Genomic DNA, 15,856 nt, shown 5'->3' on the forward strand with positions numbered 1-15,856 from the left:
TAATATTAAAGTCTAGAATATCTAGGATTTCTCTGATAAAATGAGTACTGGACATCTTGAACACTCCTTTAGTATGGTTTTCGACGACTTTATTCTAATGGATTTCAAGGTGTCTGTTTAGTTATATGCACAAAAAAAGTGCTGGTAAGTTTTTATCAACACTAGAAAGTATAGAGCCTTTTTTTCTGGGGCAACTAAGGTGGCTCTCTTTTTTTATTTAGGTATTATCCTCAGTTAAAAGGAGTTCTTCTTGTTGGAGAGCTTGGCAGTTCTTCTTCCTCATGGCTTTTTTATGCTTACGTTTGGTCATTCGATGTGTTTTAGGTGAGAGAGAATACCAACTTGCTTCAAAAGCTTAGAAACAAAACTTTACTCTAGCTGAATTTCTTCATGTTCGGTAAGCAGCTCTGTGTAGTGCCTGAAATTTGCATTGAAATATTTTTCATTATAGATGGAGACTACTTGTTGTCTAATCTATTGAGAAATAGAGTATCCAGGCTTTCGTTCTCGAGAGCCATGAACAAAAACAGCTTTACTTTATGTTTTATAGCTCCGGACCAAGCGGTTAATTTGTCTGTGAGTGAATCCTAAGGGTACCTTCTTCATCTTATCTTCAGCTACTGATTTAATGATGGTATAACAGTAATTTTCTTTCATAGTCAAACATACCTTTCCCATATTGTCCTCCTCAAGTCATATCTATTGTCTTAAAACTCAAGGAACAGTTTTATGGGTTCAGGATATTTTATTGTGTGTTCTCTTAAGTCATTATCATGAATCAACTACATTTTGGATAAATTAAAAAATTATTTCTTGTTCCTTTACTTGATAGTATGATAAACTCTTGCTATGGAGTTTATCACACTATGATAAAAAAATAATCGTGGAAGGAATAAGGGCGTTGACAATGTTAGACTATATTTTAACTCATCAGCTTCATTATGTATTTCTGCAATATAGCTTGGTTTTTTTAGCAATTTATATTTTAGCTAATATTAAACTAAGTAAGACCTATTTTTTGACTTCTGCGACAATTGTACTCCTATGTACAGGAATGTATTTAGTGATCAACTTGTTTGCTACAGGACTCGTGTGGTTATTTGCTATATTTTCAACATTTAAATTTACAAGGCGGCTAAATATCTCGATTCTTTTTTCATCTCTATCTATTCTTTTATACATATTGATGAGTTATCTTTCAGAGATGCTCATGCTTACTTTTTTTTCTCCAGAATCCATTAATGCCAATATGCTTATTGTTGTTGGTTCTTTATTATATATTCTATCTTCACTGGCAATCAAAACAGTTTATCTTTCTATTTCAAGAAGAGTAAATATCACAGAACGGCTTATTTGGGCGGGAACGATTCTGGCTGCCGTAACATTTGTGAGTTATTTCATTATTATTACAATTGAACGATTTACTGGTGAAGAATCTTCGATGGGGCGAGTGAATGCTGTCTTTATTGTTGGTTATGGTGTCACCTCGGCGATAGTATTCCTAGTATTGATGTACTCCTTTCAAAAAGAATATATCACAAAAGAAAAGCAAAAAGAGCTTCATTATCTAAAGGAATACACAGATCAGCTTGAAAAAAACTACACAGAAATGCGTCGATTCAGGCATGATTATCAAAATATTTTGATTTCTATAGAAGATTTTATTAAAGAAGAGAACCTTGCAGGACTTGAAGCATATTTCTACACGAAGATAAAAAAGGCTTCTCAAGTAATGGAGCACAATAATTTTAAGTTGTCTCAGTTGAGTAATATAAGGGCTAGTGAGGTAAAAAGCCTTGTCGCTAGTAAACTGACAGTTTCACAGGAATTGGGGATTAATACAGAGATCGAGGTAAACGAACCAATCGAAGAAATACAGGCGGATTCGATTATGCTGATTCGATCATTAGGAATTATTTTGGACAATGCAATCGAAGCGGCAGCCTCAATTGAAAACGGTTTTGTTCGAGTTGCTTTTTTCAAAAATGGTAGAAAAACAGTGATTGTAACTGCCAATTCCTGTGCAGCCGATATTCTTAAACTGTTTGAATTAAAGAGAGAAGGCTTTTCTACCAAGGGTAACAATCGTGGAACGGGATTGAGTAATTTGGATTTAATGGTTTCAAAGGAAAATAATGTATTGCTGGAAACAAAGATCGAAAATGGTATGTTTTCACAAATTTTATCAATCGGGGGATAGAACATGCTTAAAGTATTTGTATGTGAAGATGATGAGCAGCAACGAGAAAATATCGTGGCTGTGATTAAAAACTATTTATATATGCAGGACTACGACGTGATATTTGGTTTTGATACAAATGATCCATTGGAGTTGTTGGCTCATCTTTCAAAAGAAGAGGATGGCGTTACCGGACTTTATTTTTTGGATGTGGATCTGAATACAGATATGAACGGAATTTCCTTAGGAGCAGAAATACGAAAAGTTGATCCTAGTGCTAAAATCGTATTTGTAACAACCCACGCTGAACTCGTCTATCTTACATTTTTATATAAGGTAGAGGCGATGGAGTACATTCCGAAGGACAATAGGGTGCAATTACAAGAGAAAGTAACAGAATGTATTGATGTGGCAGTTGAAAGATATCTGAACGTAAAACCAGGATCTAAAGAACATATTTTAATAAAAAGTGGTGATTCTCAGATTAAACTGGATGTTGCCGATGTGCAATTCATAGAATCTTCCAGTACGCCTCATCGGCTAATCGTACACTTGGATAATCGACAAATTGAATTTTACGGTAAAATCAAAGAAATGGAAGAATTAAATCCTCATTTTTACAGATGCCATCAGTCTTATGTGGTAAATACAATGAATATTGATATGGTCCATCCTAAGCAGAGGGAGATTCAAATGAAAGATGGAGAGCTGTGTTATGCGTCTGTCAGATATCTGAAAGGTCTGTTGTCCAAACTGGAAATGTTAAAGAAATAACTCAATAACTCCTATTTAAGATGATAGGAACAGATGTTGTCCCCTTTGCAAGAAATCTAAGCAAAGAGGACAACATTTGTTTACAGGGAACATTATATAGATTGAGCTGTTGACATAGCTGAGAACCGATACGGCCCTGAGCATGTTTTTTATTTATCCAAACTGTTATAAAGTAAACTAGATTTTTGTTATTGTGTGGATAATTTATTAAGTGGTAAGAAGAGGAAAAGATAGAAAAAAGCTAATGATCGACACTTTTGATATCAAAAGTGTCGATCATTAGCTTTTTTTTTACACTTTTGCCGAAAGTGCAGCTACTTAAGAAGTTTTGTATTAAGTGCTGAAACCCCTTATATAATAATGTTTGTAGAGGGGGAATACAATCAAATGGAAAATAAATTATCAATAGAAGAAAAGTTCTCAATGAAACTGTTACATGGTTTGAAGAAAAACATCGTTTTAACAGAAATCCAAGAAGCGAAAATATCTTATGGATTATCGATGCTGATGATCACTTTAGGAAAAGTATCACTCATTTATCTTATTGCTTTTTCATTAGGGACTGTTTCAGAAACACTATTGAGTCATTTGCCCTTTTGCATTGTACGCAGCTACAGTCGAGGTTTTCATGCTAAATCAAGTTTAAACTGCGGTATGAGCGGAATCATCTGTTTCAGCATTTTACCTTGGTTAATAAAAACCAACAACTGGGGTATCAGTTTCTTGCCTTCAATTTTAATTGGTTTTATCTGTACAGTCATTTTATTCTTCAGAGCACCGGCAAACACAGAGAAAAACCAAGTAACAAATGAAAGACAACGAAAAAATTTGAGAAAGAAAGCAATTATTGCAAACAGTATTTTATTTATTCTAATACTTGTTGAATGTCAAAGCTCAGAACGTTTGATAGGAATGAGCGGATTACTTATTACCTCTTTTCTAGCCCTTCCGTTAGAGAAGATACTATGGAAAAAAACTCAGGAGGAACGATGAACGAAGCAATCAACAAAGTCTGACACATTTAAAACAGATACAACTAAAAAAGAAAATTTGGGGGAATAGAGAAATGAAAGAAAAATTATTGTTATTAGCAGTTACAGTAGGAGTTGCATTAGGAAATCTAGCATTGAATCTTGGCTGTTTAGGCGGGATGTACGAACCAGTTAAACCGGATATTTTAAATATAGAAGACTAATTAGGAGGAATAAAAAAATGAAAGAAAAATTATTACTTTTGGCTGTTGCTTTTGGAGTAGCATTAGGGAATTTAGCATTGAACTTAGGGTGTTTAGGCGGGATGTATGAGCCGGAAAAACCTGATATCTTGAAATCCGAGTAATAGGGAATGTGAACTATAGGAGGTGGAAAGGTGGATAGATATATTGAGGAATGCAAACTTTTAGGAACAATCGATATTGATTTTTTGGAAAAAGTAAGTAAGACCGAAGAGTGGGACAGTCTGTTTTATGAGATGTTCGAGCTGTTGATATCAGAGGAAGAAAACACGGAAGAATTCTTTATTTACAACAAGGATCGATTGTTTTTCATGAAAAGAGAAAAGAGCATGGAGATTGAAATCAGAGAAGCAGTCGATTTCTTGAATAATGAAGGCAAAGAGGAATTTGTAATAGTCGTGGATCAGAAAAAAAGAAATGAATCGGTATTGATTCCAAAAATCATTCAGTATTTAAAGCGAAAAAAAGTAACTTATCAGCTACTGAGTAAAACAAAAGATCGACCGCTTAAAAAAAATATATCAGAAATTATTACAATCAACAGATCGGCTTGACACGATCAACTATCTATAACTAAATCAATCAGGAGGGAACAGCATGAACAACATTTTTAAAGGTAAGGATATAAAATTTGGATACAACAAGGATCATTTAGTACTAAAAGGATTATCGCTTTCTATTGGAGAAGGTCAGATTTATGGGCTGTTAGGTCCAAATGGTGCAGGTAAGTCTACTTTGACCCGAGTGATGCTAGGCTTGGATTATGCAAAATCTGGAAAAATAGAGTGGTTCGGTAAACAACCGAATAAGGGGACTAATAAACGTATTGGATATGTTCCGCAGGATTTAGCTCTTATCTACGATTTGTCAGCCTATGAAAATGTTCTATTTTTCGGCAAGCTGTATGGACTGAAAGGCGTTGAGCTGAAGGAACAGACGAAATACGCATTGGAATTTGTCGGTTTATGGGATGAACGAAGCAAGACGCCGAAAAAATTCTCAGGTGGTATGCAGAGAAGGCTGAACATTGCTTGTGGTATTGTACATGATCCGGATGTGATCATTTTGGACGAGCCTACCGTAGGAGTCGATCCTCAATCGCGAAATCATATTCTGGACTCGATTACGGAGCTAAATAAGCGTGGGAGAACGATTGTCTACATTTCACATTATATGGAAGAAGTAGAAAAAATCTGCTCTCATGTAGGGATTGTCGATAACGGACAGCTGCTTTGTGAAGGAGAACTGTATGAAGTGATTCAATATTATTCTAAACAGGAACTGATTGAGTTGGAGATGGAAGATGAAGGCTCGGTCTATGGGGAAAAATTGAAACAGTTTGATGTACTTTCTGTAGAAGGACATAGAGTAAATATTGCAATTGATCAAAAGGATTTCACGATCTTCAAAACCATTCAGAATGTATTTCCAAAGGATATCAAGAGTTTCAAATATATCACACCAAATTTGGAGCAAGTATTTTTTGAATTGACTAGAAAGAAATTGAGGGATTAAAAAATGAAAACAATTTTTTTGACCAGTTTAAAAAGAAAAATTAAATCACCATTGGTAGTGATAAACTATATTTTACTGCCGTTATTGTTGATCTTCATTTTAGGGAATGCGTTGTCAGCGGCTTTTCAACCATCTGAAAAGCAAGAGACAGAGACGACCATTGAGAAGGCTGAAACGATTGTTGTAAATAAAGATACAGGCCAGCTTGGAAAGAGCATTGTTGGATTTTTAACAAATGAAGAAAATAATCAGACGCTCGATGTCAAAGAATTTTCAAATCTAGATCAAGCAAAAAAAGAACTGGAAACAGGGAAATATGATCAGTTGATTTATTTGCCGGCTGATTTATCAAAGAATTTTCAAGAGCAAAAAGCCAGTGAAGTATCGATTTACGGGATAGACAGCAATGTCGATAAAATGAACGTCACTGCCTTGACTTTATCTGCTTTTGGAGATGGCTATCAGGTCATGAATGTCTTAAGTGAGAGTAGTACCGAACAGTTGCAGACTCATGTATATAACAGCTTATTGGTTAATGGCAGTAAGTCAGCCACGACGGCAAGAGAAAGCACTATGTCGGCAATCAGCTACTATGGTGTGACGATGCTGGTCTTGATTTTATTCTACGGATTAGCGAATACCATGAATTTTATTCAGGAAGAGTATGACGGTGCTTTGGGAGATCGTTACTTGAGTTCTTCAGTGAAGAACAGCAGCTTAGTGCTAGGACAGTTATTAACAGGAATTACTATCTCTGTTTTTCAAGGGGGGCTGATTATTTTCAGTGCAAAAGTATTGTTCAATGTTGATTATGGTGAGAAGCTATGGGTCGTTTTAGTCACGATTCTCGTCGCCTCGATTTTCTTCAATGCATTAGGCTTGATTTTAGGTGTTTTGGGTAGAAGAGTCAAGGCGTTGGACAGCATCATTACCTTGATGATTCCAGCTATGACATTTCTGGGAGGCGGTTTTGTGAAGATCGATATGGGGGCTTTGTCAGGAATCAGTATTAATGAGATTTTTCAAAAGCCGCTGTTCAATTACATTCAGCAAGGTGTTGTTGACATGGCACCGGTATACACGACTCTGGCCTATTCCGCTGTATTTATTGTGTTGTCTATCATGCTGTTAACGAAAAGGAGAGCCAAATGAAACTATTCGAGTTATATATCAAAAGAATTTTTAAAAGAAAGTTGACCTTTTTAATGATGGTTTTGCTACCGATCATGGCGACCTTCATGGTTGTTAGTCAATACAATGAATCATCGAAAGTATCACTGACGATCTACGCAAATGATCCTAAAATGGAAAGTTATATAGAGCAGATGCTTGAAAATCAGAATGTAGAAGTGGTCACTGCAAAGAATGAACAGGAAGCGATGGATCATCAAACCAACCTGGGGATCGTTTTGACTCAAGATTTGCAGGATATTTATCAAAATCCTCAAGCCCTTGAAGCGAAGATGTATGAGAAGGACGTTAGCTTCAATTCTAAATCGCTTGAAGTAAAAATGAACAGTATTTTTTCAACCATACAGACACTGGCAAAAAACTCGGCGACTCAGACATTATTTGAAGAAAATATGGAGAAAGCTGAAAAAGACAGCTCCACGATTGATTTCAAGACGGAAACATTGGGAAATCCGAATGCCGTGATTTTAACGAGTGCGTTTAATATGGTCGTATTTATCATGATTGTTTTGACAATGACGAATACCTTGCTGTTTTTAAATGACAAGATCCATTCGACAACACAGCGGTTTTTATTAACAACAAAGAGTAAGTTTAGCTACTATGTTCAAACAGTTGGCGTATTTGCCCTAATAGGTGTCATGCAATTCCTGTTGATGCTTATCCTGCTGGTCGCAGTTTTCAAAATAGATCTTGGTATTTCAGCTCAGCAGCTGCTGTTACTGATTTCTGCTTACGGGTTGTTGAATATTATTGCAGCAGGGATCGGGTTATTACTGGTAAGTGCGACGACCAAAGTATCTACTGGTCGGTTACTGGTAACGGTGGTTTCCTTACCACTGGCAATGCTAGGAGGTACCTTGTGGCCGGCGTCTATCATGCCGGAAGGAATGCAGAAAATTGCCAACTTCTTACCTACCTACTGGTTGACAGAAATTAATAATCAGTTGTTTGCAGGATTACAAGGAGCAGTTATCGGCTATTTCATCAACTTAATGATTTGCACAATCGTTATTTTTGGATTACTGAGCAGAGTGAGAAGTGAAAATGTTTAAGGAAGGCAAGTTGTACACAGGCAATGAAATCCAGCAGCTTCTGTGCTTAAGGCCATTACAGGAAAAAATTCTTTTTGCTGAAAAACACGGAAAAAATTACGATATCTATTTTTCAGTCAACTATGATCCTGCTATCAAAAAGGAGAAGCTGCTGGCTTCTCTCCAGTACGTGATGAACAAGATCGACATGTTCAGATGTAGAATCGTTAAACAGGAGAATACGTATTATTTCAATAAAAAATCAGGAGAAAACGAGTTTTTTTCTGAGCAAAGCTTGAAGGATCAGAAAATTGACGTGTTGAACGGGGATCGCCTGGCAAGATACTTCATTGATGAACGAGAAGGAAAAATTGAATTTTTGTTCCATCATCTGGTATTTGACAATGATGCGCTGCCGCTCTTTTTAGCACAGCTTGAAACCCATTTACTAACGGGTGAATGGAAAGGAGACAATGAAAACGAGCTGGAACATATGACTCATCCAGGGGTAGCAGCTGATTACTATAGGGGCTTAAAAGAAAAGCTCAAGACAAAAAAAGTGTGGAAACAAACGGTTGACTCCGGCTATGTACAGCATGAATTGCCGAAAGAAGTTTATCAGGCAGTCTGCTCTTTGAGCAACAAATTGAAGCTGACAAAGTTTGGTGTATTGTTTTATGTATTGACGCTTGTCAACAATGATGACCAGCATTTTATCGGTGTCGTTACCTCAAGAAAAGATAAATTAAAGCAGCAGCAGGTAATCAATAATTATACCGATGTTGTACCGATAGTTGTCGAATATGACAGAGAAGTTGGCTGCGGGGCTCAGGCGATGAACTGCTTCAAAGAACTGTTTTCAGCGATTTATCAGTCAGAAAATGGAACCTTTCAACAGTATATGGAGGTTTTAGGACAAAAAAGTTATGACTATATTGTTTCTTATACAAAAATGGAAGAAGAAATGCTACAGCTGTTTGATGAAATCGAATTAGGGACCTATCTTTATAAATTTGAGGATCACTTCCAATTCAATGAGTACAAGGATCGGCTTATTATGGAATGCCGATATTCAAATCAAATGACCAAAAGAATAAGTGAACACTTGGAAGAGGTTCTCCTGTCGTTGGATCGTATGGATCTGACAAAACCTTTCATTTCAGGACAGGAACCAGTTCAGCCAGAGCTGTTGCCAGACGTGGAAAAAGCAGAAACTTTGGATACATTTAAAGGTCGAAAGGACCAAGATTTACTCTTTGATTCAGGAATCTCATCACTGGAAATTGCCCAAATCATTACTGAATCCTATGAACAGTGGGGCATTCATCTAGCTTATCAGGACGTATATGGATTGACGACATTTGGTGAGCTGAAAGAGCTGATAAAAAAAGAAAAAGCTGATGTACGTTCAACGAGCATATTGGAAACTCATAGACCAATGTCCTATACAGTCCCAGAATATATCAAGCCAATGTTTATTGACAGCTTTCGCTTTTTAGAATCAGAAATGTACAACATAAAATACGCCATGAAGCTTTCAGAAGAGGTCTGTCAGGACCTGCCAGCATTCGGCAAAGCAGTAGAAGAAGCGATTTGTAGCAACGATGTATTTTTTACCGAGTTTGTCTTTTTGAATCGAGAAGTGATTGGCAATGTTAGCTCGGAGCGAACCTGGAAAATCGAAACAATTGAGATAAGCGATGTTGAAGAGCTTTCAACGATTGAAAGCAGAGTAAGCGTTCAAAGAGAGCAGAAGCTATGGGACTTGAAAATTGTGACGGTGAAGAATCAAGTAATGGAAGCTTATCTTTTCTTTAATGTGCACCATATGTTGATCGATGATATTGGTATCACGATCCTTCTTGATCAAATCGAATCCGTATTTCATAAAGAAACAGTTGAATATATTCAATATCAACAGATAGAGCAAAGCTATAAAGCTGCGACACAGGAGGCCATAGGGAATTGGAAAAAAATGATCCCGACCGAGGAGTACAAAAATATTGGTAAAGATATTTTGACCAAAGGAGGCTTTCACAAATACGAGTTCAAACTTCCGATGAGCAAAAAAGCGTATGAACAGGTAGAAGAATCCCTTTTGAACGGACTGCTTCATGTATTATCTGATTTTTTTGAAGAAGACAGGGTATATATCGGTGCCATGTATCATGGTAGGGTATGCCCCTATACAGATCGGATTGTTCATTCTTTTGCTAGAACATTGCCATTGTATTTTGACCGTAAAGACAGCCAGCGGTTAAAGCGCAGTCTACAGTGGGCCAAAGAGAATCAAGCGGCCTCCATGTATGACCTAATCAATATATTTCCAAATGTTGCGTTTCCTAAAATCATCTATCAGACCTTGATAGCAGATAAAAAGGAATCTGACATCGTAACGGGCATAAAGGAGCTCGTAGCATTGACGAAATTCCAGCTTTTCTTCAACGCACAGGTAGAAAAAGAGTGTATTACAATCGACACGTTTATTGATCCGGAAATCTATTCTGTGGCTGAAGAGGAAAATTTGATTGGCTCGTTAGCAGCATTTTTCGAAAAGAGGATACAGGAGGGGGATAAAAATTAGTGAAAAGATGTATCAGGTTTATGAACTGACAGAACTTCAGAAAAAAATGTATATCTGTAATGGACTACCAATCTATCGACTGCCATTTTTGATGGAGCTGCCGCAGCATGTAACTAACTCGCAGACAACTGCTGCACTCTGGAAAACCTTTCAGCATCACCCGACTTTGCAAGTTCATTATTTCTATGAGAAGGATCAACGTAGATTTTTTCAAAAGTTTGTTCCACTTGAAGAATGTTCAGTAGAGCTGATAAGTACCACTGGAATAAAAGATATCTATGCTTATATTGAAAAGAAAGAACATATTCTTGATCTGGCAAAAGGATATCCATGGAAAGCTGAAATCTTAGAAATTGAAAATAAAAGATATCTATATATTGAGTTTCATCATATCTGTATAGACGGTTTAGGTATCAGGAACTTTGAAAAAGAATTTTTAAGTCGTTTATTTGGAAACAAAGATACATTTATAAGCTCTGAGCTATGTTCCTATTCAAAAATCAAAGCAGTGAAGGAGGAAGCGAGGACGAGTGCATTATTGTCACCGGAAGAGACAGGACTTACGAAGAAAGTAGGTTTGGCGTTTTCCGGAAAGCAAAGTTGTCGACTTGATCCGCAACTTGTAAAAAAAGTGGCGGAGCATGCGAAGAAAATAGGTGTCACTAAAAATAATTTTTATCAAAGCATTTTTGAAAAAGTGACAGAAGATTATTTTCAGGGAAATCTGTACGGAACGGTAGGAAACTGGCGCTTAACTGGATTGAGCTTTGCAGAAATCGGTTGCTTTGTCAGAATGTTTCCAGAACAAAGAAAGAGTCAACTGTCAATCAAAGAAAATGCCCAGCGGTTGTTTGCGCACGCAGTAAAAAGGTTTGGGCAGCGTGAAGTACCAAAAAAAATTATCGCACATCAATATAAGGTGATCTACTCATACGAAGAAAATATGTTTGATTCCTTTGAATTTGTTCCTGTAGATAAATTGTGTAAATTTGATTTTTATTTCAGGATCGAACAAAAGACAGAACAGACCTTTTTAGAAATAGAGTACAGCCGAAACTATTTTTCAGATAGCCGGATAAAGAAAATATTGAAGGATTTTTGCCGATTGATTGCTATCTACAGTTTGGAGGAAAGCGTAAATGAAAATTATCAGTCAGCTGTTGGAAACAATTAACAGGATTCCGGAGCAAATTGCACTGGTTGAAGGAAGTCGAAAACTAACTTACAGGCAATTAGATGAAATTACACAACAGGTTGCAGGTTACTTGCTTGATAAGGGAATAAAGAAGAATGAGGTTGTAACAGTAGAAACTGCGGATAGATTTGAAGCAATTTGTTTGATGCTCGGTGTTGTTCGTGCAGGAGGGGCCTATTGCGTTATCCCGATGGATTATCCAGAATCCCGTAAAGAAAAAATGCGTGCTAAGATCCATTCAGTCCTGCAACTGCAGTCATTACAGGAGATAAGAGAGGTGCAAGGCAAAGCAGGTGTAATAAACGGTGAAAGAGAAGAAGATAGCTTGCTGTATATTATCTTTACATCGGGATCTACAGGGGAGCCGAAAGCTGTAGGGATTCAGGACAAGGCTATTGAAAAAATTGTTTCGCATGCTCCGTTTTATGAAGGAAAAGTAATTGGGCAGTTTGCCCCCCTTGAGTTTGATGCCTCTATTTATGAAGTGTTTGGGGGATTATTAAATGGTCTGACGATACAAATCGTCTATAAAGATGACAGTCTGGATACGGATATTATTCCTGAGCTATTTGAAGAACTAGATATGGTTTTCTTAACCACTAGATTGTTTAATCTGTATGTAGATGAATGCCCTACTGCATTTCAGCAGCTGTCTTTGGTTCTGACCGGTGGTGAGCGTGGATCGCTGTCTCACCTGAAGGAGGCAGGAAGATATTGTCGGGTAATGCATGTTTATGGGCCGACAGAAACCACAGTCTTCGCTACTAGCTATGAAATACATGGGAAAGAACAGGAATTACCAATAGGTCGCTCTTTTGCAGACTATGGACAGCTGTTGATTTTGAATGAAGCTGGGGAGGCTGTAAAAAAAACAGGAGAACAGGGCGAACTTTACATCCATGATGGCGGCTTGATGAAAGGCTATATCGGCGACCCAACAGCGACGGAAAAGGTAATGACACGATTTGAAGGCATAGCATTTTATAAAACAGGAGATATAGTATACCAGAATGAAGAGAACGAACTGGTTTACATTGAAAGAAAAGATCGGCAGGTGAAGGTTTCAGGGTTTCGCATTGAATTAGGTGAAATCGAAAAAAATGCGAAAACCTTCGGCTTAGAAAAAGACTGTCTGGCACATTATGATGGAAAGCATCTGAATTTATTTATTCAGGACTCGATTGATTTATCTGAGTTGAGAACGTATTTGAGGAGTAAATTACCAGGGTATATGATCCCTGTAATAAAAAAAGTAGACTATATACCGATGAATAAAAATGGAAAAACGGATATGGAAGCGATGAGGTGGGCGAACTAATGGAAAAAAGAGAAGAAATACTTAATACGATGGAACGTATTTTAAAAGGAAAAATCGATCAGGAAAAAACTTTTTTGGACAGCGGTGGTGACTCTATTACAGCAATGGAGGTCATCTGGGAGCTGGATACGAAAGGGTATCGACTGGATTTGAATATGCTCTTCAATCAGAATGTAGGAGAAATTTTGGATCATGTTGTGCTCGGTTAGTGAAAAAGAGAAGAAGATCATTGCCAGCTGTTTAGCAAATGAGACTGCCTATAATATCCCTTTGTTTATAAAATTTAATAAAGGGATGAACATAAAAAGAATGACTGAGATACTGACAGAATTATTACAACAACATAAGATTTTCCAGACCGCTTTTCAGATCAATGAACGCAGCTTGGAAAAGAAAATAGGCGGTATTCCCAACATAGCAGTAGAAGAAATGACTGCACGCGATAAAGAGCATATCTATCAAAGAAATCTCATTTCTATTCAGGATCCACAATTGATGAAGATCATTTTATGTAAAATCAAGGATCGTTCCTATGATTATCTATTTATGAATATCCATCATGTATTAGTGGATGGCTTCAGTACAAACTTATTTTTGAAAGAAATTATTTCAAGATATACAAGCAACACCTCATTAGGAATGATTTCAGAAAAAAAGATAGGCGTTGAATGTGAAGCTGACCGAACTAAAAATGAATTCTCCTTCAATGGATACGATCGCTTCAAAGCACAGTTACAGACTAAAAAGGTTTCTGACGGACAGCAAGTTTCTCTTCATAAGAAATTGAATCTGGCTGGAAAAAAACATAGTAACTATTCGGATTTTTCTAACAATTTAAGCGCTTTCTCTCTTAGCGTAGCAGAGTGGCTGGGATTGGAACAGGCATACTTAGCGTATCCATCTTTGGGCAGGAACAGGAATAACTATCGCTCTCTTGGAAATTTTGTAGAATTGGTTCCTTTTCAGTATAAGTTTGATCGAAAAAGCAATGAAACCAAAAAGATGTTGATTCAGAATATTCAAGAGCGAGTAATCAAAAATGCAGCTGATAATGATTTTTTTGAGACCATGAAGAGAAACAATGGGACCGGCAGTCTTGACATTTTTAATAGTATTGTTTTTGATTACAAATCGACAAGCTTGATCGATAAGACTTTAGATGAAGATCAGCAGATAATCCTTGAGGAAGAGGAGGCTTATATTGATCAAAAATTTGATTTACACTTTGTGATTTATAGATCTGAAAAAGAGCTTGAATTAACGGTTTTATCTAATGAATTTCCACAAACAGAATTGGAAGAGCTGACTACGATTTTTGAGCAGAAGCTTCAGAAAATCTATAGCGATAAAGATGTCACTGTTCAGGAGCTACTTGCTGAGTCACAGGAAATCATCCGAATAGAGCAAAATGAAGAACGATCAATTACAGGAGATATGATAGTAACCTTGAAAGAAATGATCCTCTCTCTTATCGATGAAGAGGAGTTAGACGAGGCGGAGAGCTTTTTCGATCTTGGAATTGACTCCCTGCTGTTGGTCAAATTAAAAAAGAAGATCAAACAGACCTTTGCAGTTACATTGAAAATTTCAGATTTCTTTAATAACTACACGGTCTATCTATTAGCAGAAAAAATAACAACTAAACGTATGGAGGAAAACTATATATGAATATTGCAGTATTATTTCCAGGGCAGGGTGCAGCGATCCCAAAAGAATTAATCCAGGTTTGGATGAATAATGAACAGGCGAAAAAAGTGATAACACAAGCAGAAGAAATCCTTCAAGAACCAATCCGCAGTTGGTTCACAGAGGACCTGAGTCAAGATACATGGAAATCACAAATCGCAACCTATGTCGGCGGCTTATGTATGTACCAGCTTTATAAAGAAGAAATCGGGCTGTATCCACAGGCAGCTATGGGGCATAGTTTAGGTGAGCTGACCGCTTTGACAGTTGCAGGCGTAGTGGATCTTGAAAATGGTCTGAAGCTGGTGGATATTCGTGGAAAGGCAATGAAAAAGGACATTGAAAAGCAAACGGATCAGGGGATGATGGCGGTTTTCCGATCAAGAGAAGAGATTGAGTCTTTAGTGAAAAAAGAGTCTGAGATTTTTATTGCTAATACGAACGCAAGCAAACAAACAGTGATCTCAGGATCAAAAACAGCTATTCGGATTTTTGTAAAAGAACATCATCTCGATGGTGTCCTGCTGAATGTCAGCGGCGCTTTCCATACTGAGTATATGAAAGTAGCAGCGGAGGAAGTGAGAAAACAGATTCAACAGTTGTCATTCAACTCATCTTCATCGATGCATGTCATCAGCAATCGAACCGCTCAATTCTATACAACAGAAGCACCTGCATCAGAAATTGTAGAGCAAATCATTTCCCCTGTAAAGTGGCTTGAATCGATAAAATATGCTGAAAAAACAGGAATTCAATGTTTTGTTGATTTATCGCCGTCAGGAATGTTTGTCAAAATGTTGAAAGACGAAGCGCCTATCTATGCGCTGGAACCTGGAAAAATGAATACAGCGATTGAAGCAAAATTGAAAGAAGAAGTTCAGGTAAACAGAAACTATGATTTGTTTTCTCGGGCACTGGGGATCATTGTCTCCACGAAGAATAATGGGACCGATCCAGACACATACGAAAATATCGTAGTAAGTGGATACAATCAGATTAAAGCGAATATTGGGAAAGAAGTAAACGAGGCAAACGTAAAAGACACATTAGATTTACTGGATTTGATTTTACGAAGCAAAAAGGTTCCAGTGGAAGAAATCGATGTCTATAAGACTAAACTATCGTGGGAAACAGCAATCGGTTAGG

The 15,856-nt window shown here is 37.1% G+C and carries 15 protein-coding genes; all 15 read left to right on the plus strand.

Going from position 1 to position 15,856, the window contains the following annotated elements; genetic code table 11:
• The first annotated feature begins 907 nt into the window (after positions 1-907).
• The 15 genes from ACYSNO_RS07430 (at position 908) to ACYSNO_RS07500 (ending at position 15,855) form a co-directional block, all read left to right on the plus strand.
• Positions 908-2,200: a sensor histidine kinase gene (locus ACYSNO_RS07430; RefSeq protein ID WP_461730441.1), complete on the plus strand. Its 1,293-nt coding sequence runs from the start codon at positions 908-910 to the stop codon at positions 2,198-2,200.
• Positions 2,201-2,203: 3 nt separating this feature from the next.
• A complete protein-coding gene (locus ACYSNO_RS07435; protein ID WP_461730442.1) occupies positions 2,204-2,953 on the plus strand; it encodes a LytR/AlgR family response regulator transcription factor in 750 nt (249 codons plus the stop codon).
• Positions 2,954-3,340: 387 nt separating this feature from the next.
• On the plus strand, positions 3,341-3,946 hold the full coding sequence (locus ACYSNO_RS07440) for an accessory gene regulator B family protein (protein WP_461730443.1): 606 nt from the start codon (positions 3,341-3,343) through the stop codon (positions 3,944-3,946).
• A 73-nt stretch (positions 3,947-4,019) separates the two neighbouring features.
• Complete coding sequence (locus ACYSNO_RS07445) at positions 4,020-4,148, plus strand: hypothetical protein (RefSeq protein ID WP_461730444.1); 129 nt, start codon at positions 4,020-4,022, stop codon at positions 4,146-4,148.
• 17 nt (positions 4,149-4,165) lie between these two features.
• Positions 4,166-4,291: a hypothetical protein gene (locus ACYSNO_RS07450; protein WP_461730445.1), complete on the plus strand. Its 126-nt coding sequence runs from the start codon at positions 4,166-4,168 to the stop codon at positions 4,289-4,291.
• 30 nt (positions 4,292-4,321) lie between these two features.
• On the plus strand, positions 4,322-4,741 hold the full coding sequence (locus tag ACYSNO_RS07455; RefSeq protein WP_461730446.1) for a hypothetical protein: 420 nt from the start codon (positions 4,322-4,324) through the stop codon (positions 4,739-4,741).
• A 43-nt stretch (positions 4,742-4,784) separates the two neighbouring features.
• Positions 4,785-5,702, plus strand: a complete 918-nt coding sequence (locus ACYSNO_RS07460) for an ABC transporter ATP-binding protein (RefSeq protein ID WP_461730447.1) — start codon at positions 4,785-4,787, stop codon at positions 5,700-5,702.
• Positions 5,703-5,759: 57 nt separating this feature from the next.
• On the plus strand, positions 5,760-6,854 hold the full coding sequence (locus ACYSNO_RS07465) for an ABC transporter permease (RefSeq protein ID WP_461730562.1): 1,095 nt from the start codon (positions 5,760-5,762) through the stop codon (positions 6,852-6,854).
• Positions 6,851-7,948, plus strand: coding sequence for an ABC transporter permease (locus tag ACYSNO_RS07470; RefSeq protein ID WP_461730448.1), 1,098 nt, complete (start codon positions 6,851-6,853; stop codon positions 7,946-7,948). The genes ACYSNO_RS07465 and ACYSNO_RS07470 overlap by 4 nt, the downstream gene beginning before the upstream one ends.
• The gene (locus tag ACYSNO_RS07475; protein ID WP_461730449.1) at positions 7,941-10,511 is read left to right on the plus strand and encodes a condensation domain-containing protein; all 2,571 of its coding nucleotides are present in this window, start codon (positions 7,941-7,943) and stop codon (positions 10,509-10,511) included. The genes ACYSNO_RS07470 and ACYSNO_RS07475 overlap by 8 nt, the downstream gene beginning before the upstream one ends.
• 7 nt (positions 10,512-10,518) lie before the next feature.
• The gene (locus ACYSNO_RS07480) at positions 10,519-11,685 is read left to right on the plus strand and encodes a condensation domain-containing protein (protein WP_461730450.1); all 1,167 of its coding nucleotides are present in this window, start codon (positions 10,519-10,521) and stop codon (positions 11,683-11,685) included.
• Positions 11,651-13,024 (plus strand): AMP-binding protein, encoded by a 1,374-nt coding sequence (locus tag ACYSNO_RS07485; protein WP_461730451.1) that lies wholly within the window; start codon positions 11,651-11,653, stop codon positions 13,022-13,024. Before ACYSNO_RS07480 ends, ACYSNO_RS07485 begins: the two co-directional genes overlap by 35 nt.
• A complete protein-coding gene (locus ACYSNO_RS07490) occupies positions 13,024-13,233 on the plus strand; it encodes an acyl carrier protein (protein ID WP_461730452.1) in 210 nt (69 codons plus the stop codon). Before ACYSNO_RS07485 ends, ACYSNO_RS07490 begins: the two co-directional genes overlap by 1 nt.
• Positions 13,217-14,692, plus strand: coding sequence for a condensation domain-containing protein (locus ACYSNO_RS07495; RefSeq protein WP_461730453.1), 1,476 nt, complete (start codon positions 13,217-13,219; stop codon positions 14,690-14,692). Before ACYSNO_RS07490 ends, ACYSNO_RS07495 begins: the two co-directional genes overlap by 17 nt.
• Complete coding sequence (locus tag ACYSNO_RS07500) at positions 14,689-15,855, plus strand: ACP S-malonyltransferase (RefSeq protein WP_461730454.1); 1,167 nt, start codon at positions 14,689-14,691, stop codon at positions 15,853-15,855. Before ACYSNO_RS07495 ends, ACYSNO_RS07500 begins: the two co-directional genes overlap by 4 nt.
• Position 15,856 lies beyond the last annotated feature (1 nt).

The sequence above is a fragment of the Enterococcus sp. LJL98 genome (assembly GCF_054871745.1).

What these genes read in the sequence shown, in the direction of transcription:
- ACYSNO_RS07445 (WP_461730444.1), top strand. Translation starts at nt 4,020, where the DNA reads ATGAAAGAAAAATTATTGTTATTAGCAGTTACAGTAGGAGTTGCATTA.
- ACYSNO_RS07470 (WP_461730448.1), top strand. Translation starts at nt 6,851, where the DNA reads ATGAAACTATTCGAGTTATATATCAAAAGAATTTTTAAAAGAAAGTTG.
- ACYSNO_RS07440 (WP_461730443.1), top strand. Translation starts at nt 3,341, where the DNA reads ATGGAAAATAAATTATCAATAGAAGAAAAGTTCTCAATGAAACTGTTA.
- ACYSNO_RS07475 (WP_461730449.1), top strand. Translation starts at nt 7,941, where the DNA reads ATGTTTAAGGAAGGCAAGTTGTACACAGGCAATGAAATCCAGCAGCTT.
- ACYSNO_RS07495 (WP_461730453.1), top strand. Translation starts at nt 13,217, where the DNA reads ATGTTGTGCTCGGTTAGTGAAAAAGAGAAGAAGATCATTGCCAGCTGT.
- ACYSNO_RS07490 (WP_461730452.1), top strand. Translation starts at nt 13,024, where the DNA reads ATGGAAAAAAGAGAAGAAATACTTAATACGATGGAACGTATTTTAAAA.
- ACYSNO_RS07430 (WP_461730441.1), top strand. Translation starts at nt 908, where the DNA reads ATGTTAGACTATATTTTAACTCATCAGCTTCATTATGTATTTCTGCAA.
- ACYSNO_RS07485 (WP_461730451.1), top strand. Translation starts at nt 11,651, where the DNA reads ATGAAAATTATCAGTCAGCTGTTGGAAACAATTAACAGGATTCCGGAG.
- ACYSNO_RS07450 (WP_461730445.1), top strand. Translation starts at nt 4,166, where the DNA reads ATGAAAGAAAAATTATTACTTTTGGCTGTTGCTTTTGGAGTAGCATTA.
- ACYSNO_RS07435 (WP_461730442.1), top strand. Translation starts at nt 2,204, where the DNA reads ATGCTTAAAGTATTTGTATGTGAAGATGATGAGCAGCAACGAGAAAAT.
- ACYSNO_RS07500 (WP_461730454.1), top strand. Translation starts at nt 14,689, where the DNA reads ATGAATATTGCAGTATTATTTCCAGGGCAGGGTGCAGCGATCCCAAAA.
- ACYSNO_RS07480 (WP_461730450.1), top strand. Translation starts at nt 10,519, where the DNA reads ATGTATCAGGTTTATGAACTGACAGAACTTCAGAAAAAAATGTATATC.
- ACYSNO_RS07460 (WP_461730447.1), top strand. Translation starts at nt 4,785, where the DNA reads ATGAACAACATTTTTAAAGGTAAGGATATAAAATTTGGATACAACAAG.